21 protein-coding genes are annotated in these 24,485 nt (G+C 64.5%); 5 read left to right on the top strand and 16 right to left on the bottom strand.

Annotated features, from left to right (window positions below; all coding sequences use genetic code 11):
• Positions 1-100: 100 nt before the first annotated feature.
• The 4 genes from eno to EWV37_RS05935 all read right to left on the bottom strand — a co-directional run bounded on the left by eno (position 101) and on the right by EWV37_RS05935 (position 5,383).
• On the bottom strand, positions 101-1,384 hold the full coding sequence (eno, locus tag EWV37_RS05950; RefSeq protein WP_129700421.1) for a phosphopyruvate hydratase: 1,284 nt from the start codon (positions 1,382-1,384) through the stop codon (positions 101-103).
• 76 nt (positions 1,385-1,460) lie between these two features.
• The gene (locus tag EWV37_RS05945; RefSeq protein WP_129700419.1) at positions 1,461-2,231 is read right to left on the bottom strand and encodes a MazG nucleotide pyrophosphohydrolase domain-containing protein; all 771 of its coding nucleotides are present in this window, start codon (positions 2,229-2,231) and stop codon (positions 1,461-1,463) included.
• Entirely contained in the window at positions 2,228-3,367 is a 1,140-nt protein-coding gene (locus tag EWV37_RS05940) for an adenosine deaminase (RefSeq protein ID WP_129700417.1), read from the bottom strand. The genes EWV37_RS05945 and EWV37_RS05940 overlap by 4 nt, the downstream gene beginning before the upstream one ends.
• A gap of 3 nt (positions 3,368-3,370) precedes the next feature.
• On the bottom strand, positions 3,371-5,383 hold the full coding sequence (locus EWV37_RS05935) for a hypothetical protein (RefSeq protein ID WP_129700415.1): 2,013 nt from the start codon (positions 5,381-5,383) through the stop codon (positions 3,371-3,373).
• Between the two features lie 476 nt (positions 5,384-5,859).
• On the opposite strand from EWV37_RS05935, the gene EWV37_RS05930 reads away from it, so the two are divergent.
• Positions 5,860-7,668, top strand: coding sequence for a cholesterol oxidase substrate-binding domain-containing protein (locus tag EWV37_RS05930; protein WP_129700413.1), 1,809 nt, complete (start codon positions 5,860-5,862; stop codon positions 7,666-7,668).
• Positions 7,669-7,856: 188 nt separating this feature from the next.
• Here EWV37_RS05930 and EWV37_RS05925 read toward each other — a convergent pair whose 3' ends face one another.
• The 7 genes from EWV37_RS05925 to EWV37_RS05895 form a co-directional block, all read right to left on the bottom strand.
• Positions 7,857-8,249 carry a cytidine deaminase gene (locus tag EWV37_RS05925; protein WP_095796876.1) on the bottom strand — a complete coding sequence of 131 codons (393 nt, stop codon included), beginning with the start codon at positions 8,247-8,249 and terminating at the stop codon, positions 7,857-7,859.
• 2 nt (positions 8,250-8,251) lie between these two features.
• On the bottom strand, positions 8,252-9,562 hold the full coding sequence (locus EWV37_RS05920; protein ID WP_173674274.1) for an ABC transporter permease: 1,311 nt from the start codon (positions 9,560-9,562) through the stop codon (positions 8,252-8,254).
• Positions 9,559-10,767 carry an ABC transporter permease gene (locus EWV37_RS05915; RefSeq protein WP_095796877.1) on the bottom strand — a complete coding sequence of 403 codons (1,209 nt, stop codon included), beginning with the start codon at positions 10,765-10,767 and terminating at the stop codon, positions 9,559-9,561. Before EWV37_RS05915 ends, EWV37_RS05920 begins: the two co-directional genes overlap by 4 nt.
• A complete protein-coding gene (locus EWV37_RS05910; protein ID WP_095796878.1) occupies positions 10,764-12,332 on the bottom strand; it encodes an ABC transporter ATP-binding protein in 1,569 nt (522 codons plus the stop codon). The genes EWV37_RS05915 and EWV37_RS05910 overlap by 4 nt, the downstream gene beginning before the upstream one ends.
• A gap of 31 nt (positions 12,333-12,363) precedes the next feature.
• The gene (locus EWV37_RS05905; RefSeq protein ID WP_129700411.1) at positions 12,364-13,455 is read right to left on the bottom strand and encodes a BMP family lipoprotein; all 1,092 of its coding nucleotides are present in this window, start codon (positions 13,453-13,455) and stop codon (positions 12,364-12,366) included.
• A gap of 98 nt (positions 13,456-13,553) precedes the next feature.
• Complete coding sequence (locus tag EWV37_RS05900; RefSeq protein WP_129700409.1) at positions 13,554-14,807, bottom strand: amidohydrolase; 1,254 nt, start codon at positions 14,805-14,807, stop codon at positions 13,554-13,556.
• A gap of 64 nt (positions 14,808-14,871) precedes the next feature.
• Positions 14,872-15,987 (bottom strand): mannose-1-phosphate guanylyltransferase, encoded by a 1,116-nt coding sequence (locus EWV37_RS05895; RefSeq protein ID WP_095796881.1) that lies wholly within the window; start codon positions 15,985-15,987, stop codon positions 14,872-14,874.
• 329 nt (positions 15,988-16,316) lie between these two features.
• On the opposite strand from EWV37_RS05895, the gene sdhC reads away from it, so the two are divergent.
• From sdhC to EWV37_RS05875, 4 genes are all read left to right on the top strand, one after another.
• Complete coding sequence (gene sdhC / locus EWV37_RS05890) at positions 16,317-16,694, top strand: succinate dehydrogenase, cytochrome b556 subunit (protein WP_129700407.1); 378 nt, start codon at positions 16,317-16,319, stop codon at positions 16,692-16,694.
• A 4-nt stretch (positions 16,695-16,698) separates the two neighbouring features.
• The gene (locus tag EWV37_RS05885) at positions 16,699-17,184 is read left to right on the top strand and encodes a succinate dehydrogenase hydrophobic membrane anchor subunit (RefSeq protein WP_095796882.1); all 486 of its coding nucleotides are present in this window, start codon (positions 16,699-16,701) and stop codon (positions 17,182-17,184) included.
• 104 nt (positions 17,185-17,288) lie between these two features.
• Positions 17,289-19,040 carry a succinate dehydrogenase flavoprotein subunit gene (gene sdhA / locus EWV37_RS05880; protein ID WP_129700405.1) on the top strand — a complete coding sequence of 584 codons (1,752 nt, stop codon included), beginning with the start codon at positions 17,289-17,291 and terminating at the stop codon, positions 19,038-19,040.
• A complete protein-coding gene (locus EWV37_RS05875) occupies positions 19,040-19,816 on the top strand; it encodes a succinate dehydrogenase iron-sulfur subunit (protein WP_095796884.1) in 777 nt (258 codons plus the stop codon). Before sdhA ends, EWV37_RS05875 begins: the two co-directional genes overlap by 1 nt.
• Before the next feature lie 202 nt (positions 19,817-20,018).
• Here the strand turns inward: EWV37_RS05875 and EWV37_RS05870 are convergent, their stop codons facing one another.
• The 5 genes from EWV37_RS05870 to EWV37_RS05850 form a co-directional block, all read right to left on the bottom strand.
• A complete protein-coding gene (locus EWV37_RS05870; RefSeq protein WP_238663091.1) occupies positions 20,019-21,194 on the bottom strand; it encodes a YihY/virulence factor BrkB family protein in 1,176 nt (391 codons plus the stop codon).
• 16 nt (positions 21,195-21,210) lie between these two features.
• The gene (locus EWV37_RS05865) at positions 21,211-21,768 is read right to left on the bottom strand and encodes a 2'-5' RNA ligase family protein (RefSeq protein ID WP_095796886.1); all 558 of its coding nucleotides are present in this window, start codon (positions 21,766-21,768) and stop codon (positions 21,211-21,213) included.
• 51 nt (positions 21,769-21,819) lie between these two features.
• The gene (gene trpS / locus EWV37_RS05860; RefSeq protein WP_129700403.1) at positions 21,820-22,848 is read right to left on the bottom strand and encodes a tryptophan--tRNA ligase; all 1,029 of its coding nucleotides are present in this window, start codon (positions 22,846-22,848) and stop codon (positions 21,820-21,822) included.
• 111 nt (positions 22,849-22,959) lie between these two features.
• A complete protein-coding gene (locus EWV37_RS05855) occupies positions 22,960-23,799 on the bottom strand; it encodes an exodeoxyribonuclease III (protein WP_129700401.1) in 840 nt (279 codons plus the stop codon).
• 72 nt (positions 23,800-23,871) lie between these two features.
• Positions 23,872-24,405 carry a hypothetical protein gene (locus tag EWV37_RS05850; protein ID WP_238663090.1) on the bottom strand — a complete coding sequence of 178 codons (534 nt, stop codon included), beginning with the start codon at positions 24,403-24,405 and terminating at the stop codon, positions 23,872-23,874.
• Positions 24,406-24,485 lie beyond the last annotated feature (80 nt).

The following is a 24,485-nucleotide window of genomic DNA, read 5'->3' as shown; positions in this document are numbered from 1 at the left end:
TTCCCGCACGCAACCTGGTGCGCGTCCCCACACGCCACCGCCCGGTCCCCCGCAAGGGGAACCGGGCGGTTCGTTCACCCAACTGCGTGGGCGGTGTGTCTTACTTGGCCGAGAAGCGCGGGAACGCGGAAGCGCCGGCGTAGCGAGCGGCGTCGCCGAGTTCTTCCTCGATGCGCAGCAACTGGTTGTACTTGGCCACGCGCTCGGAGCGAGCCGGAGCACCGGTCTTGATCTGGCCGGCGTTCACCGCCACGGAGATGTCCGCGATGGTGGTGTCCTCGGTTTCACCGGAGCGGTGCGAGACCATGCAGCGGTAGCCGTTGCGCTGTGCGAGCTCCATGGCGTCGAAGGTCTCGGTGAGGGAACCGATCTGGTTGACCTTCACGAGCAGCGCGTTGGCCACGCCGCCCTCGATGCCGCGAGCCAGACGCTCCGGGTTGGTCACGAACAGGTCGTCACCGACCAGCTGCACCTTGTCGCCGATGGCGCGGGTCAGGGTGGTCCAGCCTTCCCAGTCGTCCTCGTCCAACGGATCCTCGATGGAGACCAGCGGGTACTTCTTGACCAGGTCCGCGTAGTAGTCGGACATGTCCTTGGCGGAACGCTTCTTGCCCTCGAAGGAGTACTTGCCCTTCTCGAAGAACTCGGAGGAGGCCACGTCCAGCGCGAGAGCGATGTCCGAACCGGCCTTGTAACCGGCCTTCTTGATGGCCTCGAGGATCAGGTCCAGTGCCTCGGCGTTGGACTTGAGGTTCGGTGCGAAACCGCCCTCGTCACCCAGGCCGGTGGACAGGCCGCGCTCCTTGAGCACGGACTTGAGCGAGTGGTACACCTCAACGCCCCAGCGCAGGGCTTCTGCGAAAGTGGGAGCGCCGATCGGAGCGATCATGAACTCCTGGATGTCCACGTTGGAGTCAGCGTGGGAGCCGCCGTTGAGGATGTTCATCATGGGTACCGGCAGCACGTGCGCGTTGGGGCCGCCCAGGTACTTGTAGAGCGGCAGGTCCGCGGAGCTGGCGGCGGCGCGGGCCACGGCCATGGATGCGCCCAGGATGGCGTTGGCGCCGAGCTTGGACTTGTTGTCGGTGCCATCCAGGTCGAGCATTGCCTGGTCCACAGCGCGCTGGTCGGAGGCGTCCAGGCCCACGATGGCCTGTTCCAGGTCCTCGTCCACGGCGTTGACGGCGTCCAGAACGCCCTTGCCCAGGTAGACCTTCTTGTCTCCGTCACGGCGTTCGGCTGCTTCGAATTCACCCGTGGATGCTCCCGAGGGAACTGCCGCGCGGCCAAAGCTGCCGTCCTCGAGCAGTGCCTCGACCTCAACCGTGGGGTTGCCACGCGAGTCCAGAATCTGACGGGCTTGCAAAGCAATGATCATTGCCATGGATAATCTCCTTGCTGGTCGTTGACCTATCGGGCGGTGCCCTGTCTTCAGCCTACCGATCTCGGTCGGTTCCGGGCTAAATGGGCCGGTTATTCGTGTGGATGTAACGTCGCACGGCCCCGCGCAGGGCGCGTTCCGCGTCCAGTCCCTCCGCCGACGCCGCTCGCACCTGTTCCAGCAGGCGATCACCGAATTCGGCTTCGGCGCGTTCCAGGTCCGCGGTGTCCTTGGTCTCCGACGGTTCCGGCTTATTTTCGACGCCGTGCCTGCGAGCCTTCGACAAGGCCTTCTCCGCGAGCGCAAGCGCCGGGAGTGCGGGCGGAATACCGTCGAACACGTTGGTGCGGTGTGGCTTCTCGGAGCGTTTGACGGCGTCCCAGCGGGCGGACAGTTCCTCGTTGCTGGCGCCGGAGTGACCGTCCGCGGTGGAAGCCGCCGAGTCAGCCCCGTCCTGGTCGCCGAATACCAACGGGTGCCTGCGCACGAGCTTGTCGGTCACGGATGCGATGATGTCGGTGACGTCGAAGGCCTCGTCACCGGAATGTTCCTGGCCGATGCGCGCGTGGAAGACGACCTGCAACAGGATGTCACCGAGTTCCTCGACGAGTTCTGCCCGGGCGGCCGCGGTGCTGTCCGTCGTAGCGTTCGCCGAGGTGTTCGGGGACTCGACCGCTTCGACCACCTCGTACGCTTCCTCCACCAGGTAGCGCAGCAGGGACTCGTGGGTCTGGGCGCCGTCCCACTCGCAACCGCCCGGGGACCGCAAACGGTTCATTACGCTCACGAGTTCTTCGAACCGCTCCCCCGTTCCTGTCGGGACGGCTTGCGCGATGTCTCGGGAACTCACGCGGAGGCCTCCTCGATCCGCTCGGCCAACCAGTCCTGGTAGGCGCGGGGCACGAACGCCGCGCGCGCCGCGTTGAGCTGGATGTCCGCCAGATCCTGGTTGGACCAACCGGCCTCCGAGAGCAACAGGGACATCTCGTGGGACACGGAGGTGGCACTCATCAACCGGTTGTCCGGGGACAGCGTGACCGTGAACCCCGACCGGTGCAGCTGGGTGATCGGGTGATCCTTGATGGACTCACCCCAGTGGCTGATCGCACCGGTCTGCAGGTTGGAGCACGGGCACACCTCGAGGGCAATGTGGCGGTCGCGCACCCACCGGGACAGCGGTCCGGTGGCTTCCGGGTCGTCCTCGAGCAGGCGAACACCGTGGCCGATGCGCAGGGCGCGCCCGGAAACCAGCGCATCCCGGATGGACTCCGCGCCGTCCGCCTCACCGGCGTGCAGCGTGACGGGCACCAAGTTCTCGGTCAGCAGGTGCAGTGCTTGCCGGTGATCCGAGGCGGGAAAGCCCTTCTCGGGACCGGCCAGGTCGAACGCGACCACCGATCCGGGTGCGGGTTCACCGGGGACGTCACCGGGCGACGTCGTACCGGCCGCCGCACGCACTCGATCGACCACCAACTGCGCAATCTCACCGGACTTGTCCAGGTGGCGCATTGCGCACAGGATCTGCACGGCGGATATATGACCGCCCGAGGCTTTGACCTCGGCCACGCCACGCGCCAGACCGTCTTGGACGGCGTCCACGGCCTGCTCGAGCGTGAGGCCACCGACCAGATGCTGCTCGGGTGCCCAGCGGACCTCGGTGTGGATGAGACCGTCGGCCGCGCAGTCGAGTACGTACTCCTCGGCCACGCGCGCCAGGGCCTCTGCCGTCTGCATGACCGCAGTGGTGTGTTCGAACGTGGTCAGGTAGCGCTCCAGGCTGCCGGAATTCGCGCTGTCCTCGAACCACCGGCCGAGAGCCACGGGATCCGTCTCCGGCAGTTCATGGTTGATCTCTCGTGCGAGCTCCACGATGGTGGCCGGACGCAGGGCGCCGTCCAAGTGGTCGTGGAGACACACTGCTGGGATAGGCCCGAGGGCCCCCTTCATGGCGCGGACGGAGCCCTCGGTGGAGGTTGACTGCCTCATGAATCAGTAGTTCCAATCCTGCAGAGCGTCGTTCATGTGCTGGGGAATGTTGGAGCCGGTGCGCGGGAACATGCGCAGCTCCTCCAGGTAGTTCTGACCTGGCAGGCGCTGCTCGTAGCGCACAAAGGCTTCCTCGTCCGAGTAGTCGAAGGAGACCTCCGGGGGAACGCCCGGGCGGAAGCGGAACATCATGGCCAGCGGAGCGCCGGAGCCCTCCACATAGGAATCGTCCTTGAGCTCCTGAACCTTCAGGAGGTTCTCGGGAACCAGATCAAAGGTGCCGCGCTGATCCCAGAAACCGTTCAACCGAACGTGGGTCAGGGCGTCGTAGTAGGTGCCCAGGGCACGAACACGAATGAGCACGGTCGAGACGTCGCGAGCCGTACCACCCTCGCCGAACAGGTGGCGCTGCGCCTCGTTCAAGCGCGACTGCACATCCGACAGGGTCAACACCAGGTTGCCGGTAGCCGGCGAATCACCGCTGGGCTGCTCGCTGGGTGCGGTGTAGGACGGCGCCACGTCCGTGCTCTGCGCCATCTGCGGAGCGTCCGAGGGATCGGCGTCCGCAGCCAGTGCCGCGGCGCCCGCACCGGTCGGAGCCACCGGGGACTCGGGCTCGCTGAAGCCACCGAACTCGGACTCATCCACGTGCTCGGGCAGGTCGCCGCGGTCATTACGGTCATCACGATCATCGCGCAGCGAATCGCGCTGATCATCCGCGTGGGTCTCGGCTTCGCGGCCGTCGAGCACCGAATCCCGGGCATCGCGATCTGCCGACTCGCCGTAGGCGGCGTCCGAATCAGCCCGCTGGGAATCCTCGGCCAGCAGGGTGTCGTTGCGCTCACCGTTCTGCGCGGCGGCTGCCCGGAAGGAATCCTCGGGGTGGGACTGGTCGCGATCTGACTGGTCGTCCGCTGTAATCACGATGGGATCGGGATCGCCCTTGGTCACGATCTGGCCGTTCGCCACCGGATAAGCATCGGTGCCATCGACCACGCGCACGGACTCGATATCCGTTTCGGAACGGTCCTGGATTCCGTCGCGATCCGAGACGGAGGCCTCCGTGTAACGCTCGTCTGAGACCTCGGTGCTGCCAACGTTGTCGGTATCGCGAGCGTCGGTTCCGGTGCGCACATCGTCTGCGCGATCGGAGTCCGCGGTCCGCCGGTCGTTGTCATCGCGGTTCAAGCCCGAAGCCACACCGCCTCCGGCAGCCGCACCCAAACCCGCGCCGGCAAGGCCAGCGCCCGCCGACGACGTCGAATCGCCATGCGTGCGTCCCTCATCGGCGCGTACGTCGGTGGTGCGCGCGTCACCGGTGCGCACGTCGTCTGCGCGGTCGGTGCCGTGGCCGGACAGCGCGCGGCCCTGCACGTAGCTCTCCTTGCGGGACTGGCCGCTCGGGAATGCGTAATCAACGGTGACCATACGCTGGCCGTTCTGCTCCGGAGTCACGGTCAGGTCCAACTGACGCCACGGGCCAACGGGGGTGTTCATGGCCTGGGTGTACAGGTCCGCAACATCGTCGAACAGGGGGGATCCCTGATCCACGGTGCCGTTCTCCACCTCGTCCTGGGCCTCGCCGTGAGCCTGGCGGGTCTGGTGAGTCATCACGTTGCCGGACTGCACCAAGGTCAGGCGAGCGCGATCCGCGCCACGGGACAGCAGGATGTCGACCAGATTGCGCAGCGGCCCGGACTCCGGCAACTGCTGCGTGTCGGTTCCGTGCGCCTCGGTGCCCTGCGGGGTGTTCGCGCCCCGAGCGGCGTCGTTGCCGTGCACTTCATGATCGACGGCGCGAGCGTTCGAACCCTCGCCCACGTTGCGGTCGTTCACCTGGCTCTGTTGCGAGGCGTTGGCTTCGACAGCTCCGCGACCCGGCTCGTCTGCATTCTGGGTGCCCTGCGCGCGGAGATCACTATCCTTGGCGCGCGGATCATTAGCGGGGGCCCCGGGTGATGGCTGCGGGGTGCTGGGGGTGCTGCTTTTACTGCGGAACAAGTCTCTCAAACCCACGTGTAATTTCCTTCCGGACCGTCGCTTACTCTTCTGCCAAAGTATAGGGCCGCGCGCCGAGCGCCCGGTGGGAATTCAGCTCCCGGGTGTTCATGAGAAGTCATTTCCCCGGTGCACATCCTGTGGGCCAAACAGCCCACAGGTATTACCGTTCGTCCCCTGAAGTTCCCACCTGTCTGACCGATAGCCTACTGACCCGCCTTGGCAAAATAAGAGACATACCGGATAACCGGTCATTGAGTAGCACTGGGGAACAAGGGGTCGCGGGGCGATGGCGGGCTGCCGTCGCACAGCGTTGATCGGGCTGGATCGACGCGACGCGTGTTCGCCGGTGCCCAATTTGCTCGCGCTCGGGGGCTCTCATGCGGTCTTTGCGCGCGTAGGAGTTCACCATGCCCGCACACAGACTGTCCACGTCACAAGGAATTTCGCGATCTGCACGGTCGCTATGGCGTTTCTTCACTCCTCGATCAACCATGGCAACCACCGGGGACCGTGCGCCGCTGGGGACTCCGCGTCACCGAGCATCCACATCCGAGGGCACCATCGTGGAGCACGAGGGCATCAACCGACGCACCGCCCTCGCGGCCGCCGCGATCGCTGGCAGCGGGTGGACCCTGTCGGCCATGCTGAGCCCCGCGGAAGCCGCCGTGCGCGTCCCCGGCAGCCCTGCTCCGGTTCTGCCCGCGGGGATGACGCCCTGGCTCGAGGTGTTCGTCAATTGGTCCGGAGAAACTCGCACCTCACCCTTGTGGACCGTTGCACCCACATCTGCAGACCAGGTCGCTGAACTGGCACGATGGGCCTCCTCCAATGACTGGAGGTTGCGGGCCCGCGGATACCAGCACAACTGGTCTCCGTTGAGTGTCGAGTCGGGTAGTACGCAGGAGTCCCGTGTCCTCATGGTCGACACCGTCAAGCATCTGACTGCGATCACGGTCGATCCCACCGCGATGACCGTGACCGCTCAGGGCGGAGCCTCGCTCGAGGCGGTCCTCAACGCCGCCAACAACCGCGGTTTGAGCATCATGCACCACCCCGCTCCCGGTGACGTCACCATCGGCGGCGCGTTGGCCATCGCGGGGCACGGAACCGCGGTGCCCGCTTCAGGCGAAACACGCCCCGCCGGAGCAACCTTCGGATCTTTGTCCAATCTGGTGGTGTCCATGGACGCGGTCGTCTGGGACGAAACCAGCGGTGACTACGCGGTGAAACGGTTCGAACGCACCGACCCGGACATCGGCCCTTTGCTGACCAACCTGGGACGCACCATCGTGACCTCGGTTCAGTTGCGCGTGGCCAAACTGAGCAACATGCGTTGCCGCAGTTACATCACCATTCCCACCTGGGAATTGTTCGCCAAGCCGGGATCGTGGGGACGGTCGGTGGACTCGTACCTTCGCTCGTGCGGCCGGGTGGAAGTCATCCTGTTCCCGTTCACCTCGTTCCCGTGGGTGAAGACCTGGGAGTTCAGTCGCTACAAGCCGCTGCTGTCCCGAGGGACTTCATCCCCTTACAACTACGTATTCTCGGACAACATCCCGCAGCAGATCTCGGATCTCTTCAAGAAGATTCAGACCGGCACTCCGGCAATCGCCACTCAACTGGGGCCTGCTCAGCAGAAGATCACGGCGACCTCACTCACCACGTCATTCGTTTCCGACCTGTGGGGCGCGCCCAAGAACCTGCAGTTGTACGTTCGGCCCAACACCCCCAAGGTGACCGCCAACGGGTACGCGATCCACTGCCGCCGGGCGGATGTTCAGCGGGTGCTGTACGAGTTCCACAACTACTACAAGGCCAGCGTGAACGAATACGCCAAGCGCTGGCGCTACCCCGTCAACGGCCCGCTGGAAATTCGCGTCACGGGCGTGGACAATCCCGCTGACGTGGAGATCCCGGGGGCCATCACGCCCACGCTCTCCCCCTCCCGGCAATTCGCTGATCACCCGGAATGGGACACCGTGGTGTGGCTGGACATCCTCACCTTCCCGGGCACCCCGTACTCCCTGCAGTTCTTCCAGGAGTGCGAACAGTGGGTCATCAACAACTACGCTTCCTACGCCGGTGTGCGGATGGAATGGTCCAAGGGCTGGGGCTACTCGGCAGACGGCGCGTGGCAGAACCAGGACATCCTGCAGAACCAGGTGCCCCGCTCGTACAGCCAGGGGCAGCCAGCGGACCAGGGATGGGACTCCGCGGTGCGCATTCTGGAGAAATTGGATCCGTCCCGGATCTACGCCGCTCCCCTGCACGACCGCCTCATGCCGCCGAACGGCGGCTAAGCGAAGACCTCCCGCTGTCCGATTGCCCCGGGAAACCGGCCCCGCCGGACCGCCCGAACAACATCCAGTACAGCCGGCCCACAAACGGCCTGAACGACACCAAAAACAAGAGTGTCCTTTGAACAACGAACGACCCCCGGATCATCAGTGATGATCCGGGGGTCGTTCGTCATGAGAAGTTGGAAACCTTACTCCAGGTGCTGCGGCCCGAACGCGTCCGGGAGGACCTGGTCCATGCTGCGGACACCGCTCACGGTCAGCAGCTCCATTCCGGGTGCGCGGTGTTCGTAGAGCAGCTGACGGCATCGACCGCACGGCATGAGAACGTCACCCTGAGCATCCACGCACACGAACGCCGCGAGCTTTCCGCCACCGGACATGTACAGGGCGGAGACCAGCGAGCACTCGGCACACAGCGTGACGCCGTACGAGGCGTTCTCGATGTTCGCGCCGGTAACCACCCGGCCGTCGTCCACGAGAGCCGCGGCACCCACCGGAAAGTTCGAGTAGGGCGAGTACGAGTGTTGGAGCGCATCGGTGGCGGCTTGTTGCAGGCTGCGCCAGGCGGCGTCGTCAATCATGGTTACTCCTTCACGTAAGGTTCGCCGGACGCGGCGGGACCGCGGGAGGCCCCCACCAGGCCGGCGACGGCCAGGATGGTCACGATGTAGGGCAGCATGGCCAGGAACTGGCTGGGAACGGACGTACCCAGGAACGACAGGATCGATTCCAAGTTGGACGCGAAACCGAACAGCAGCGACGCGAGCAGCGCACCCACGGGGTTCCAACGGCCGAAGATCAGGGCAGCCAGTGCGATATAGCCCGCGCCCGAGGTCATGTCGCGGGTGAATGCCGAGACCGACACGAGCGTGTAGAACGCACCGCCCAAGCCGGCCACGGCACCACCCATGAGCACGTTGCGCACGCGCAGTGCATTGACGGACACGCCCAGGGTGTCGGCGGCCTTGGGGTGCTCACCCACGGCGCGGGTGCGCAGACCCCAGCGGGTGCGGTACAGCGCGTACCAGACGATCGCCACGGTCACGTACATGATGTAGCCGATGATCGACTGGTCGAAGAAGACCGGGCCGATCACGGGAATTTCGGACAGCACGGGGATGGTGATGTGCGGGAGACGTGCCGGGGAGTTGAAGTCCGCCGCGTTGGGTTGCAACACGGTGGCAAAGATGAAGCCCGTGAGACCCGAGACCAGAACGTTGAGCACCACGCCCACGATGACCTGGTTCACGCGGTACTTGATCGAGAAGATCGCCAACACCAAGGACACCAGCATGGAGCCGATCACGGCAGCCAGCAGACCCACCCACACGTTGTTGGCCACCGTTGCGGCCACTGCGGCGGAGAACGCGCCGAACAGCAGCTGCGCCTCGATCGCGATGTTCACCACGCCGGAGCGCTCGCACAACAGGCCGCCCAGGGAACCGAAAATCAGCGGTGTGGCCAGGGCCACCGAACCGGCGAGCAATGCGGTCACCGAGATGCTCGGGGTCTGCGCGGTACCCACGATCCACACCAGGAAACCCGTGACGAAGAAGAAGCCGGCCAGGATCAACGCCCAGCGCGGCAAGCTGCGCGCCCGGACCGCGGCGAACACTGCGAGCGCGGCGAGCGCAACGGTGACCACCCAGCCGTAGGCCGTGACCGGTACGGACAGATTGGGCAGCTGGATGGCGTCCCCGGAGTCGGAGAGTCGGAACTCCACGGACCCGTCGGCGGCGTTGAGGGCAAAGAGGATCAGGGCCACCAGCGCCAGGATCGCCAACCCGATGGCCGGCCGGAAGGTGCGAACACCCACCGTCCGGTTCGCGGCGGCGGTGGACAGTTCCTCCTGGGGCGCGTTCGAGGACTCGGGGGCCGGGGTCGTGGTGCTCACGCTGCCACCTCCTTGCGACGGGACTTGAGTTTCAGCAGCGGGGGGAGTGCTACGAACAGCACGATCAGGGACTGCACGACCAGAACGATGTCAATGTTGGTGCCGGTGGCCGTCTGCATGGTCACGCCACCGGCGCGGAAGGCTCCGTAGAGAATGCCCGCGAAGAACGTGCCCCACGGCTTGGATCGACCCAGCAGGGCCACGGTGATCGCGTCGAAACCGAAGGACGCCGCGATACCCACTGTGAGCGAGTGTTCGGTTCCGGCGATCTGCGCGGTACCGGCCAAGCCCGCCAGCATTCCAGCAATTAGCATGACCACCACGAACCCCTTGGTCACGGAGATGCCCGCGGTGCGTGCGGCGCGCGGATTGGCGCCCACGGCGCGCAGTTCGAAACCGATGGTCGAGCGGTTCAGCAGCCACGCGACGGCCACGGTCGCCACGACCGCCACCACAAAGCCCCAGTGCAACCGGAAGCTGTCCCCGAGAAGTTTCGGGAACATCGCCGTCTCGGCAATGGGCGGGCTGATGGGGTTGGACGAACCCTCGCGCTGGAAGGTCGACAGGGTCAGCAACCAGGACACCAGGTTGATCGCGATGTAGTTGAGCATGATGGTCAGGATGACCTCGTGCGCGCCGGTTCGTGCCTTGATCAGGCCGACGACGCCGCCCCAAATAGCACCTCCCAGCGCACCGGCCACGATGACCACCAGTAGGTGCAGGCCCACGGGCAACTGCCACGCGAAGCCCACGTAACCGGCCAGAGTGGCGCCGATCAGGATCTGACCCTGCGCACCGATGTTGAACAGGCCGGTGCGGAAGGCCAATGCGACACCCAGACCCGCGAGGATCAGCGGGGTCGCCACGGTCAGCGTCTCGGTCAGCGGATACAACTTGCCGGTCAGGCCGCTGCCATCGGGGTTGTACACCGCGCCGTGGAACATGGCGACGTACGCGCTGGAGGCGGCGTCCCACATGGCGGTCAGGGTATCCCCCGGACGAGCGAAGAAGTACCCGGCGGATTCGCGCACCGTTTCATCGGTAGCTGCGATCAGCAGGCCTCCCAGAAGAAGTGCGGCCAGAACTGCCAGTACCGACTGCAGCGTGGAGCCCAGCAGGGAACGGCGGAAGTCATCCGGATTCAGTTCGACCGGAGAAGGTGCTGAGACCTGGTTCGATTCCGGAGAGGTGGTCGTGGCGCTCATGCCGTGTGCGTCCCCTCGTGTTGTTGCTGGTCATGGCTGTCGTCCCAGGGTGCGGGCGGCAGAACCTCGTCTGCCGTCTCACCGGCCATCATGCGGCCCAAGGTTTCCCTCGGAGTGTCCGCGGGCACGATACCCATGAGCCTGCCGTGGAAGAACACGGCGATCCGGTCCGCGAGCGCGTACACCTCGTCCAGTTCTGTGGACACGATGATCACGGGGACGCCCTTGTCGCGTTCGGCCACGATGCGTTTGTGAATGAATTCAATGGAACCCACGTCCACGCCGCGCGTGGGCTGGGAGGCGACGAACAGCTTGAGGGGGCGCGACAGCTCCCGGGCGATGACGACTTTCTGTTGGTTACCGCCGGACAGCGTGGACACCGGGGCGTCCACGGATCCGGTGCGGATGTCGTAGCTGTCCACGGCCTGCTGCGCGTTCTCACGCATCGCGCCGAGTTTCAGGGACGGGCCCGACGCGAATTCACGGTCTTTGTAGCGGTCCAGGACGAGGTTCTCGGACACCGAGAACGGGGCCACGAGACCCTCGGTCGAGCGGTCCTCGGGAACGAACCCGACGCCGGCCGACAGCACCTCGCGTACGCCCCGCCCGGCCAGTTCCTGTCCCTCGAGCTTGATGGAACCGGACACATGGTCGGCCAGCCCCACGAGGGCCTCGGTCAATTCCGTCTGACCGTTGCCCTGCACACCCGCGACAGCCAGGATCTCTCCCGGTGCTACGGCGAAGGAGACGTTGTCGACCAACACCACGCCGTTCTCCCCCACCACCGTGAGGTCGGTGACCTCGAGAGCGGAGCCGATCGCGTTCGAGGGTTCCTTGTCCACGGTCAGTGAGACGTCACGACCCACCATGAGTGCGGCGAGTTCATCGGTGGATGTATCCGGGCCGACCTGACCCTCGACCTTGCCACGGCGGATCACGGTGATCACATCCGAGACGGCCTTGACCTCGCGCAACTTGTGGGAAATGAACACGATGGACGTGCCGTTGTCGCGCAGCTGCCGCATGATGTTGAGAAGTTCATCGGTTTCCTTGGGCGTGAGCACCGCGGTGGGCTCATCGAGAATGAGCACTTCCGCCTCGCGTACCAGGGCCTTGATGATTTCCACGCGCTGCTGAACTCCCACGGGAAGATCCTCGACGATCGCGTCCGGGTCCACCTGGAACCCGTACCGATCGGAAATCTCGCGGATCCTGTTTCGGGTGGTGTTCAGGTCCAAGCCGACGCCCTTGGTGGCCTCGTTACCGAGTGCCACGTTCTCGGCCACGGTGAACACCGGGACCAACATGAAGTGCTGGTGCACCATGCCGATCCCGGCGGCCATGGCCTCACCGGGCCCGGAGAACGTCACGGGCTCACCGTCGATCTCGATGCTGCCCGAGGTGGGTTCGTACAACCCGTACAGCACGTTCATGAGGGTGGACTTGCCCGCGCCGTTCTCCCCGAGCAGGCAGTGGATCTGATGCGGCTCAACCGTCAGATTCACGTTCTGGTTGGCCGTGAAACCGCCGAATTTCTTGGTGATGTCACGTAGCTCTAACTTCACAGATTCACTCCTGCCCGGGGGCGGTGACTACTTACGCCTGGGGCGCGTTCTCGGATTCGACCTTGACCTTGCCGTCAATGATGTCCTGCTTCAGCTGCTGAACTTCCTTGTCGAGTTCTTCGCTCACGGAGTCCTGCTGATCGTGGTACGGGGCAAGGCCCACACCTTCATTCGCCAGCGTGCCCACGTACAGGCTGTTGTCGAAGTTACCGTCGACCGCCTGGGTCACCACGTCCTCCACCGAGGTGGACATTTCCTTGAGCACGGAGGTCAGGACGTATTCCTTGCCGGTGTCCAGGGTCTCGTAGCCGTCGGTATCGGGCCAGATCAGACGCACGTTGTCGCCACCGTTGTTCGCCTCGCTCACGGCGTCCAATGTGCCCTGGGCTGCCTGGCCGGCCACGGGCAGAACCACATCTGCGCCGTCACCGATGAGGTTCTGGGTGATGGTCTTGGCGCGCGATGAATCCTGGAACGACGTCAGGAACGTGCCGTTCTGGGACTCCTTGTTCCACCCCAGCACCTCCACGTTCTCGTCCTTCTGCTCGTTGTAGTAGTTCACGCCGTCAGCAAAGCCGTCCATGAACACGGTGACGGTGGGAATGTCCATGCCGCCGTAGGTCGCGACCTTTCCGGTCTCGGAAGCACCCGCGGCCAGGTAACCGGCGAGGAACGCGGCCTCAGCCGTGTTGTACACGATGGGCTTGACGTTGTCGGCCTCGATGGACTGGTCGTCGACGATCGCGAAGTTCTTGTCCGGGTTCGCCTCCGCAACCTTCTTGGTGGTGTCAGCGAGCAAGAAGCCCACGGACACGGTCAGGTCGCAGCCCTCCTGGGCCATGGAAGTCAGGTTCGGCTCGAATTCGGTCTCGGACTGGGACTCGGCCTGGTTCATGTCGATTTCCAGCTTGTCCTTGACGGCCTGCAAGCCCTCGAAGGATGCCTGGTTGAACGAGCGGTCCTGGAAGCCACCGTCGTCGGAGACGATGCAGCCCTTGAAATCCTTGGCTTGCGAGTTGCCGCCGTTGGATTCTTCGGGTGCCTGGCCGCAACCGGCGAGAACCAGGCCGGCCGCGCCGGTCAGTGCAATGGCGCTCAACGCGCGCGAGTAACGAGGGGTCATCGTTGTCCTCCGGTGATACGAGAGAAGAGACTCTCTGGGTGGGGAGGCTACTTAGTTACTCCCCAGAAACTTTAGAGAGTCTCAGTGTAGCCACGGGATTACTCGACGAGTGCCGAGTCCGTTGTGTCGTGGAGTTCTCGCACGCGCAGGCGAATGGCTCGCAGCGCAGTGGAGGCCATCACTTGAACTCCGCAGCTGATGGCTTCTTCCTGCGGAGCGTAGTCGGATTGATGCAGGTCGTAGGTGGGACCGCCGGGAGCACGGGTTCCCAGACGCATCATGGCCCCGGGGACGTGCTGCAGGAACCAGGCGAAGTCTTCACCGCCCATGGACTGTTCCACGAGCATCACGCTGTCCTCACCGAGTTCCGCGCGCGCTGCGATCTCCAACAGCGTGGTTTCAGTTTCACCGTTGACCACCGGAGGTACACCGCGGATGTGCTCGAGCTCCACCGTGACTCCGTACGGGGCGGCCACCTGCTCGACCACCTCGTCCAGCAAGCCGCCCGCTTGGTGCCAGGCCTCTGCGTCGAGGCAGCGCATGGTCCCGGCCATGAAACCGGAGACGGGAATGGCATTCGGCGCCACGCCGGCATGGAACTGACCCCACACCACGGCCACGCCGGAGCGCACGTCGATCCGGCGCGAGAGCACGGCCGGCACATTCACGGCGATCTGACTCATCGCGTAGACGAGGTCTTCGGTCAGGTGCGGACGTGACGTGTGGCCACCGCGGCCGGACAGTTCGATCCGCACGGTGTCCGAGGCAGAGGTGATGGCCCCGATGCGCGTTCCCACGTGGCCGACGTCCACCTTGGGCTCGCAGTGCAGCGCGAACATGCGCGGCACCCCTTCCAGCACGTTCTGATCGATGATGGTCAACGCACCGCCGGGAAGCTTTTCCTCAGCGGGTTGGAACACCACGCGCACGGTTCCGGCGAACGGTGAGGATCGGTGCAGGTCAGAGAGCACCTGGGCCACGCCCACCATGATGGTCGTGTGGACATCGTGACCGCACGCGTGCATCACGCCGTCATTCACGGAGGCGTACGGGAGGCCGGTGTTCTCCTGGATGGGGAGTGCGTCGATGTCCGCGCGCAGGCCGACCATGACGGGACCGCGCCCCACGTCCACGTAACAACCGGTTGCGGAGAAGCGCACGGGGTTCAACCCGACCGCCTCGAGCGCGGTGACAATGCGATCGGTGGTCCGGTACTCCTCGTACGAGAGCTCCGGATGCTTGTGGATGTCGCGCCGGAACGCAATCAGCCCGGGAAGGTAATGGGACAGCAATGGCCCGATGGCCGGGGGGAGGCCGATGTCATCGGCGGACGGCAGCGGAAGATCCAACATGGGTTTCAGCGTACCGCCGTGAGACCCGATCTGGGCTGAGCAGCGCCGTCGACTGTGTCATGGACTACAGGACGTCCGTGTCGCCGTTCTTCTTCAGGGAGTTCACGGCGTCCTTGACGCGCTGGGCGTGTTCGGCCGTGGTGACCAGAAGTGCGTCCGGGGTGTCCACCACCACGATGTCCTGCACACCGATCAGGGCGATCAGTCGGCCGGTGTCCGAGACCACGATGCCCGAGGACTCATCAGAGAGCACACGATTGTTCTTGCCCAGGATCGCAACGTCCGAGTCCCCGCTGGGGTCCACCTGGTTCAAGCGGTTGATCGCGGCGAAGTCTCCCACGTCTTCCCACGTGAAATCGCCGGGCACCATGGCGACGTCGCCGGCGGCCGCTGCGGGTTCAGCCACGGCGTAGTCGATGGCCGTCTTGGTCAGGGTGGGCCACACTTCGTCCACCACCGCATCGCGGCGGTCGGTGTCCCACGCATCCGCAATGACGTTCAGCCCGTCCGCGAGCTCCGGTTCGCTCTGTCGCAGGTACTGCAGCATGAGCCCCACCGGCGCCACGAACATCCCCGCGTTCCACGTGTAGTTGCCGCTGGCCACGTACTCACGCGCCGTGTCCTTGTCCGGCTTCTCCACGAAATGTTCCACGGTGAGTGCATGCGGTGCCTGCTCGAGGCCCAGCGACTCCCCCGCCTTGATGTATCCGAAGCCGGTGGCCGGAGAGGACGGCGTGATGCCAATCGTCACAATGCGACCGGTGGCTGCTGCTTCCACCGCCTCTTTAACGACCGCTTGGAACGTCTCGGCCGGCTCAACCACGTGGTCGGCCGCGAACGAACCGATGATGGCGTCCGGGTCGCGGCGGGCGATCAGCGTGCACGCGAGACCGATGGCCGCGGCGGAATCCTTGGGAGATGGCTCGAGCACCAGGTCATCACCGGTCAACTCTGGCAGTTGCTCCTGGACTGCCCCGGCGTGGCTTCGCCCGGTCACGACCATCACCGGTCCCGCGGACAGTCCCGCGAGTCGGTCGTAGGTTGCGCGCAATAAAGAGGAGCCGGATCCGGTGAGGTCCAGCAGGAACTTGGGAGCATCCGCGCGCGAGAGCGGCCACAACCGCGAACCCACACCACCGGCGGGGATGAACGGATGGAATCGTTGTAATGGCGAAGTCACGAGCGCCAGTTTACGGCCCGCCCGGCGCGCTCAGGGACATCCCCCGTGATCACACACGTGGCCTGTGTTGTGGACGGTCTGATTTCAACCCCGCACTGACGGTTAATTCGAGCACACAAACGTGCCGTAATTGTGCGGGATTACGCCCCGGTGCGGTTAGCGACACGTTGTCAGGAATTCACCCGCAGGCTGGTATCTTTGGATCGAAATAGCGCATCATCCATGACAGAGCCAGCCAGGGCTCCGCTTAAGCCGTGTAGCAGCGCGAATCCCGTTTTTTTAGTTCAAACCAGTGCGCACGACGACGAGCGACACAGGGAGGTTATTCCGTGGCGAACTCATCCAGGGGCACCCTTTACCGCGGCCAGTACGGCATGTGGTCTTGGGTTGCCCACCGTATTACAGGCGTGGCCATCTTCTTCTTCTTGTTGGTCCACGTCCTTGACACCGCGTTGGTCCGGGTATCGCCCGAGGCCTACAACGCGGTGATGGCAACCTACAAGAACCCCGTCATGGGCCTTGGCGAGGCGGGGCTCGTAGCAGCCATCGTCTACCACGCCTTCAACGGCCTGCGGATCATCCTGATCGACTTCTGGAAGGGCGGCACCAAGAATCAAAAGGGCCTGCTCTGGGGCGTCATCGCCCTGTGGGTCATCGTCATGATTCCGTTCCTCATCCGCCACCTGTCGATCGTATTCGGAGGCTGATTCCGTGAGCACACCTCTCAAGACCAAAATCCAGGTCCCCCGTAGCCGGGACCTCGAGGTGAACGGCGTCAAGTACAACCGTTCCGGTGCCTCCCGCAGCAACTTCGAGATGCTCGCGTGGTTGTTCATGCGCTTGTCCGGCATTGTGCTGGTCGTCCTGGTGTTCGGTCACCTGTTCGTAAACCTGATGGTCGGCGAAGGCGTTCACGCCATCGACTTCGGTTTCGTGGGTGGCAAGTGGGCCAATCCGTTCTGGCAGGTCTGGGACCTGGTCATGCTTTGGCTGGCCATGCTCCACGGCACCAACGGCGTGCGCACCATCATCGACGACTACGCCGAGCGTAACGTCACCCGTTTCTGGCTGAAGGTCCTGCTGTTCTTGGCATCGGGCTTCGTCATCCTGCTGGGCACCCTGGTGATCTTCACCTTCGATCCCTGCCCCGCCGGTGCCGATCCGGAGCTGCTCGCTTCCTTCTGCCACACCGTGTGATAACTCGGGCGGCGGAGCCTCAGGGCTTCGCCGCTTGATCTATTGATCACCCGGAACGGGCACGTTCACTTCACTTACTCATCCACATAGAAAGAGCATCTGGTATGCAGGTTCACAAGTACGATGTGGTTATCGTCGGCGCCGGTGGCGCCGGCATGCGCGCCGCCATTGAATCCGGCCAGCGCGCCCGCACTGCCGTACTGACCAAGCTCTACCCCACCCGGTCACACACCGGCGCAGCCCAGGGTGGCATGTGCGCGGCTCTGGCCAATGTCGAAGAAGACAACTGGGAATGGCACACGTTCGACACCGTTAAGGGTGGCGACTACCTCGTCGATCAGGACGCAGCCGAGGTCATGGCCAAGGAGGCCATTGACGCGGTTCTCGACCTCGAAAAAATGGGCTTGCCGTTCAACCGCACGCCCGAGGGCAAGATCGACCAGCGTCGCTTCGGCGGTCACACCCGCGACCACGGCAAGAACCCCGTTCGCCGTGCGTGCTACGCCGCTGACCGTACCGGTCACATGATTTTGCAGACGCTCTACCAGAACTGCATCAAGCACAACGTGGAGTTCTACAACGAGTACTACGTGCTCGACCTGATCATGGTGGACACCCCGGAGGGTCGTCGCCCCGCAGGCGTGGTCTCCCACGACCTCGCCACCGGCGAACTGCACGTGTTCCAGGCCAAGTCCGTGATCTTCGCTTCCGGCGGCGCGGGCAAGGTCTTCAAGACCACATCCAACGCCCACACCCTGACCGGTGACGGCATGGCCATCGCGTTCCGCGCGGGCCTTCCCCTGGAGGACATGGAGTTCGTCCAGTTCCACCCGACCGGCCTGGCGGGTCTCGGCATTCTGGTGTCCGAGGCAGCCCGTGGTGAGGGTGGCATTCTGCGTAACTCTGATGGTGAGCGCTTCATGGAGCGTTACGCGCCCACCATTAAGGACCTCGCACCCCGTGACATCGTGGCCCGTTCCATGGCCAACGAGGTCCGCGAGGGTCGCGGTTGCGGTCCGCACAAGGACTACGTCCTGTTGGACCTCACCCACCTGGAGCCGGCTCACATCGACGCCAAGCTTCCGGACATCACCGAGTTCGCTCGCACGTACCTGGGTGTGGAGCCCTACACCGAACCCGTTCCCGTGTTCCCCACCGCGCACTACTGCATGGGTGGCATCCCCACGGACATCAAGGGCGAGGTTTTCCAGGACTCCGAGACCACCATTCCCGGCCTGTACGCCGCCGGTGAGGTGGCATGCGTGTCCGTTCACGGCTCCAACCGCTTGGGCACCAACTCGCTGCTGGACATCAACGTGTTCGGTAAGCGCGCCGGTATCTACGCCGCCGAGTACGCTCGCGACGCAGAGTTCCTGCCGATCCCGGACAACGCCGCCGAGCGCACCGAAGCACTGCTCGACAACGCACGCAGTGGCCACGGCAGCGAGAAGGTCGGCGCCATCCGCAAGGATCTGCAGGACACGATGGACCTGAACATGCAGGTGTTCCGTACCGCGGAAACCATTGAGCAGTGCCTTGCTGACATTGCTGCCTTGGAAGAGCGTTACGCCAATATCTCCATCCAGGACCAGGGCAAGCGTTTCAACCTGGACCTGCTCGAAGCCGTTGAGCTGGGCTTCCTGTTGCAGTTGGCCAAGGTCATGTCCGTGGCCGCCCTGCACCGCGAGGAATCGCGCGGCGGTCACTTCCGCGAGGACTTCCCCGACCGTGATGACGAGAAGTTCATGCTTCACTCCATGGTCTACGAAGATCCCTCCTCGCCCACGGCCGGTATCCGCCAGGAGACCAAGCCCGTGATCTTTACCCGTTACGAGCCGATGGAGCGTAAGTACTAATGTCCACTGCAGTAACTGAGAACGAGAACCAGGACGTTCAGCAGGAATCATCCTCTGAAGCGATCCCCACCTATGACGTCACCCTGAAGGTGCGTCGCTACGATCCCGAGTTCAGCGAGGACGCCCACTGGGACGAGTGGCAGCTGACCATGTACGGCACCGACCGCGTGTTGGATGCCTTGCACAAGGTCAAGTGGGAGTTGGACGGCTCGCTGTCCTTCCGCCGCTCGTGCGCTCACGGCGTGTGCGGTTCCGATGCCATGCGCATCAACGGCCGCAACCGTCTCGCGTGCAAGACCCTGCTGAAGGACCTGGATCTCGACAAGCCGATCATGGTGGAGCCCATCAAGGGTCTTCCGTGCGAGAAGGACCTCATCGTGGACATGGAGCCCTTCTTCCAGTCCTACCGTGAGATCATGCCGTTCCTGGTGAACGACGACCACGAGCCCACGTACGAGCGTTACCAGTCCCAAGAGGACCGCGAGCGCTTCGATGACACCACCAAGTGCATCTTGTGCGCGGCGTGCACCTCGTCCTGCCCGATCTTCTGGACCGACGGCCAGTACTTCGGCCCCGCAGCGATCGTGAACGCACACCGCTTCATCTTCGACTCGCGTGACCAGGCCGGCGACATGCGTCTGGAGATCCTCAACGACAAGGAAGGCGTGTGGCGTTGCCGCACCACCTTCAACTGCACCGAAGCGTGCCCCCGTGGCATTCAGGTGACCAAGGCCATTGCCGAGGTCAAGAAGGCGGTCTTCGCCAGCGCACTGTAAGCAACGGTCAGTGAAGTGGCCCGGATCCATTCGGATCCGGGCCACTTTGCTCTGTGCACTATCCCTGGGTCCAATCGTGCCCTTCTCCCCTGGGCCAGGTCACAGTTCCAGTGCGCTACACCGAACGGGTTCGGCTTCTGCGGTAAACGCGCGCCGGGACGACGGAGCGCCCGAGACCGGAGCATTCGGGTGGGGGGAATACCTACGAGTTCGAGCGGAACGCGCTGCTGCCCTCGCGCCCCGCGAGGCTCTCGGCGGCGTCGTCGGCAGTGTCTCCGCCCGGCGTCGTGCCGTACGGCTCCAGGCCCCGCGAGGCGGTCGGCAGGGACGACGCCGCCACGACGGTCACCGCGCGTGTCTCCCGTTCGGGTTGTGCTCGCGCGCCGCGAATGTCGGCCTGCACCACGGCCCCCGCGGCCGCCGCGAGCAGCAGGATCTGCCCGTACAGGTTGAACCACAGCAGCACACCGACCAGCACCGCGAAGGAGAAGAGATAGGGGTTGTTGGTGGTGCGCGCGATGATCTCGCCGCCGGCAAAGCGCAACAGTTGCGAACCGATCGCGCCCACCAGAACCGTCACCAGCAGCGCCTTGCGGTGCAGTTTGAGCTGCGAGACCCCTCGGACCAGGGTGAAGCTCATGAGCAGGTCGACCAGGAATCCCAAGGCGATGGCGATCACGACGTTGAGGCCGCTGTCCAGCCACTCCTGCGGTTCGATCCACCCCGTACTTTCCAGCCATCGCATCACGGACTCCACGGCGCCGGAGGCGAACACGCTGATGGCGGCCGACGACAACAGCAGAACGCCGATCACGGCCAACCACGCCAGATCGCGCGGCACGGCGGCTATGGGAATCCCCGGAGCCGGTGGTAGTTCGAACATGCGACGGGTGGCCAGGCGGATTCCCGCGATCCACCGCCACGCGGTGAACACCAGGACACCGGCCGCAATGCCCGAGGCCACGGTGAACGGCGCCGTGTTCTGCAGGAGACTCAGGGGTATCACTCCCCCTTGACCGTCACCCACGTCCAGCAGACCGGGAACCGCCTGACCAATGCTCTGCACGAGTGACTGTTGCAGGGCGGAGTCCCTACCCAGGAACATCCCGAGCAGCGAGAACCCGATGACCAGCAAGGCCGTGGACGCGAAGAGCAGCTGATAGGCCAACCCTGCCGCCATGAGCGGGCCACCGTGAAACATGTAATGCGTGATGATCCGAGCGGGGAAAAGTGACATGAGCCGCGCGAAGGCCCAGCCCACCAGGGCGCCCAGTCGCTGACCCAGCGGCGCGCCGTCGTCCGCGAGTTGCTGCCGTACCCGGGCAAGTCTCCGGTGTTCTGCGGTGAGACCCCGCCGGTCGGTGATCGGGGGGACCACCGGCGGCGGAGCGTTGTCAGGCGCGGCCATCGCCGGCGAACGCAATGCGTTCGCGCACGTGCCATTGGCCGTTCTCGTCGCCCTCGTAGAGGTCGATGTGGTCCACCAGGAACGAGGCCCGATAGGTGCGCAGCATCTGCTGGGCTCGGTCCAGGTGCTCGTCAGGAACGGCCTGGGCCAGTGTGACGTGCGGGTGGAACTCGAAGGGCGAGGCGGATACCAGTTCGGCATCGTTGAGACGGTTGTGCAGCGCCACGCAGTCGTCATAGCCCTTGTCGATGCGCAGGAACACCACGGGAGTGACGGGCCGGAAGGTGCCGGTCCCGTTGATTTCGACGTGGAAGGGCTTCCAACCGCTCACCACGGTGCGCACGTGATCCACCAGTTCTTCCCAACGGTCCTCACGCGCGGCGATCATGAGCGTGATGTGCGCGGGAACGCTACCGGCCACGGGGTCGCCGAAGGAGGCACGCCAGTCCTGGAGCTCCTTGCCCATGGGCTCGGGCAACTCGATGACCACACCCGCGTAAACCTGCCCCGGCTTGACCGTGGGTGAACTGTGTTGGTTTTGCACTGGGCCTCCTCGTCTCACGCGAGTTTCAGCCTAGTCGAGGCCATCATGGGATCACACACCCGGCAGGAAGCCCATGCGGTCGTAGACCGTCTTGATGGTTTCCGAGGTCATCTCCCGTGCCTTGTGCGCACCGCGGGCGAGGAGTCGGTCCAACTCGGCCGGGTCGTCCAGCAGTTGCTGGGCACGCTGCTGAATGGGGTCGAGGGTCTCGGTGACTACCTCGGCCAGTCCGACCTTCAAGTGGCCGTACATCTTGCCTTCGTACTGCGCCACGATGGACTCGATCGGTTCTCCGGTGAGCGAGGAGTAGATGGTCAGCAGGTTCGCAATACCCGGCTGCGCCTCACGGTCGAAACGGATCACGTTGCCGTCATCGGTCACGGCCGACTTGATCTTCTTGGCGTTCTTCTTGGCCGGGTCCAACAGGCGCACCAGGCCGTTCTCGGAGGCTGCGGACTTGGACATCTTGGCCGTGGGGTTCTGTAGGTCGTAGACCTTGGCCGAGTTGGTCAGGATCTTGGCGTCCGGCACCACGAAGGTCTCGCCGAAGCGCGCGTTGAAGCGCTGGGCCAGGTTGCGTGTGAGTTCCAGGTGCTGGCGCTGGTCCTCCCCCACCGGCACCTGATTGGCCTGATAAATCAGGATGTCCGCGGCCATCAGCACCGGGTAGGTGAACAGCCCCACGGTGGTGTTGTCCGCGCCCTGCTTGAGAGACTTGTCCTTGAACTGGGTCATCCGAGCAGCCTCGCCGTAACCGGTGATGCAGTTGAGTACCCACGACAACTGGGTGTGCTCGGGCACCTGCGACTGGATGAGCAGCGTGGAACGCTCCGGGTCGATGCCGGCCGCAATGTACTGCGCAGCGGTCACGCGGGTGCGCTCGGCCATGGTGGCCGGGTCCTGCCCCGCGGTGATCGAGTGCAGATCCGCCACGAAGAACACGCAGTCGTTCTCGTCCTGCATGGACACCCAGTTACGCAGCGCCCCCACATAGTTACCCAGGTGCAGGGAATCCGCCGAGGGCTGCACGCCGGACACCACGCGGGGCTTGGTCGATACGGGGGTGGTCTGCTCGTTCACGAGTGCTTCTTTCACCTAGTGCGAATCATTGCTGGTCACGGGCGACGACGCCGCTCGGTCGGCTGCGCGGCCAAGGTCACCGAGCGGCGTCGTCGCCGAAAAAATACTGAATCAGTCGAAGCTGTAGTCGACCACGAGCGGTGCGTGGTCTGAGAACCGCACGTCGTAGCTCGCGGCGCGATCCACCACGGCCGACTGAGCCCGGGACGCGAGCGCTGGAGTGGCCATGTGGTAGTCGATGCGCCAACCGGCGTCCGTGTCGAAGGCCTTGCCGCGGTAGGACCACCACGTGTACGGGCCGGGCACCTCGCCGGCCAGGGATCGGGCCACATCCACGTAGCCCAGGTCACCGAAGAAGCGGTCGAAGTACGCGCGCTCCTCGGGCAGGAAACCGGCGTTCTTGACGTTGCCCTTCCAGTTCTTGATGTCCAGCTCGGTGTGACCCACGTTGAGGTCACCCACGATCAACGCATGATCGCTGTGCTCGGCCAGCGCGGGGAGACGGTCGATCATCAGGTCCAGGAATTTGTACTTGTCGACCTGGCGAGGGGTGTCCACCTCGCCGGAGTGCACGTAGGCGGAGATCAACGTGAGGGTCTCGCCGTTGGGCAGGGTGATGTCGTTCTCGACCCAGCGGCCGGAATCCGCGAAGTATTCGTCGCCGATCCCACCGCGGGTGGCCACGGGTAACAGTGAACCATCAAAGGCGTCACGGCGCGTAGCGATGGCAACACCGGCGCGACCCTTGTCCGACGCCTCCGCGTGGTGAATGTGCCAGACGTCCTCGTCGAGCAATTCACGAGTGATCTTGTCGGGAGCCCGGACTTCCTGGAGGCACAGCAGGTCCACGTCGCGGCCCTGCAGCCAGTCGGCCATGCCGCGGCGGTAGGCGGCGCGAATGCCGTTGACGTTGACGGTGGCAATGCGAACCGTGGACGCGGAATCAGCCATGAAAGATCAGTACCTCGCTGTGGAAGAACTCGGGATGAGCAAACTCGTCGTGAGAAAAGTGGTGGGAGTGGTTCAGTCGACCACGGTACCGTCGACCGGCTTGGACGACTCCTTGAGGCTGTTGAGCCCGTTGGCCGCGGTCATGTCGATGGTCTCCAGTGCGCGCCGAACGGTCTCAGCGTCCGGGTTCGTCTCGGCAAGCTGTTCCTTGACCACCTTGGACTGCACCAGGATGACCTGCATGCCGTGCTCGAGCTTCTGATCACGCAGAGATTGTCCGGACCCGGCCTCGCCGCCGGCAACCGGTGCGCGGCCGTGCTGGGAGTCGAAGCGATCCTGGGCCTGCTTGACCTGATCACGTCCGTAGCGGGCGGCCTTGCGAACCATGGACAGGGCCCACACCGCGAGCATGAGCCACCCCAGTGCGATACCGGCCAGGATCCAGCCGAGCACGGAGTTGGTGTTGGCCGCCTGCAGCAGTGCCACGGCGAAAATGATCACCAGCACCGCGAGCCCGATGATCGTGCCCCAGAAAGCACCGCGAGTACGTTTGGCACTCTGCGGATCGACCGTGAACTGAGCTTGTGAAGATCCAATGGGCTGCATGGGCAACATTGTCTCAAAGTCCACCCCGGCGCACGAATCGACCCCTCAGACTTTGCCCGCCCGTCTCACCCATCGGCCCG

The sequence above is a fragment of the Kocuria carniphila genome, assembly GCF_004136555.1.
In the GTDB taxonomy this organism is placed as follows: Bacteria; Actinomycetota; Actinomycetes; order Actinomycetales; family Micrococcaceae; genus Kocuria; species Kocuria carniphila.
This window is presented reverse-complemented; position numbering and strand designations above follow the sequence as displayed.

Excerpts from the sequence above, each read along its gene's own strand:
- EWV37_RS05915 (WP_095796877.1), bottom strand. The coding sequence starts at position 10,767 with ATGAGCGCCACGACCACCTCTCCGGAATCGAACCAGGTCTCAGCACCT.
- EWV37_RS05875 (WP_095796884.1), top strand. The coding sequence starts at position 19,040 with ATGTCCACTGCAGTAACTGAGAACGAGAACCAGGACGTTCAGCAGGAA.
- EWV37_RS05855 (WP_129700401.1), bottom strand. The coding sequence starts at position 23,799 with ATGGCTGATTCCGCGTCCACGGTTCGCATTGCCACCGTCAACGTCAAC.
- EWV37_RS05850 (WP_238663090.1), bottom strand. The coding sequence starts at position 24,405 with ATGCAGCCCATTGGATCTTCACAAGCTCAGTTCACGGTCGATCCGCAG.
- EWV37_RS05900 (WP_129700409.1), bottom strand. The coding sequence starts at position 14,807 with ATGTTGGATCTTCCGCTGCCGTCCGCCGATGACATCGGCCTCCCCCCG.
- eno (WP_129700421.1), bottom strand. The coding sequence starts at position 1,384 with ATGGCAATGATCATTGCTTTGCAAGCCCGTCAGATTCTGGACTCGCGT.
- EWV37_RS05905 (WP_129700411.1), bottom strand. The coding sequence starts at position 13,455 with ATGACCCCTCGTTACTCGCGCGCGTTGAGCGCCATTGCACTGACCGGC.
- EWV37_RS05940 (WP_129700417.1), bottom strand. The coding sequence starts at position 3,367 with ATGAGGCAGTCAACCTCCACCGAGGGCTCCGTCCGCGCCATGAAGGGG.
- EWV37_RS05925 (WP_095796876.1), bottom strand. The coding sequence starts at position 8,249 with ATGATTGACGACGCCGCCTGGCGCAGCCTGCAACAAGCCGCCACCGAT.
- EWV37_RS05930 (WP_129700413.1), top strand. The coding sequence starts at position 5,860 with ATGGCAACCACCGGGGACCGTGCGCCGCTGGGGACTCCGCGTCACCGA.
- sdhA (WP_129700405.1), top strand. The coding sequence starts at position 17,289 with ATGCAGGTTCACAAGTACGATGTGGTTATCGTCGGCGCCGGTGGCGCC.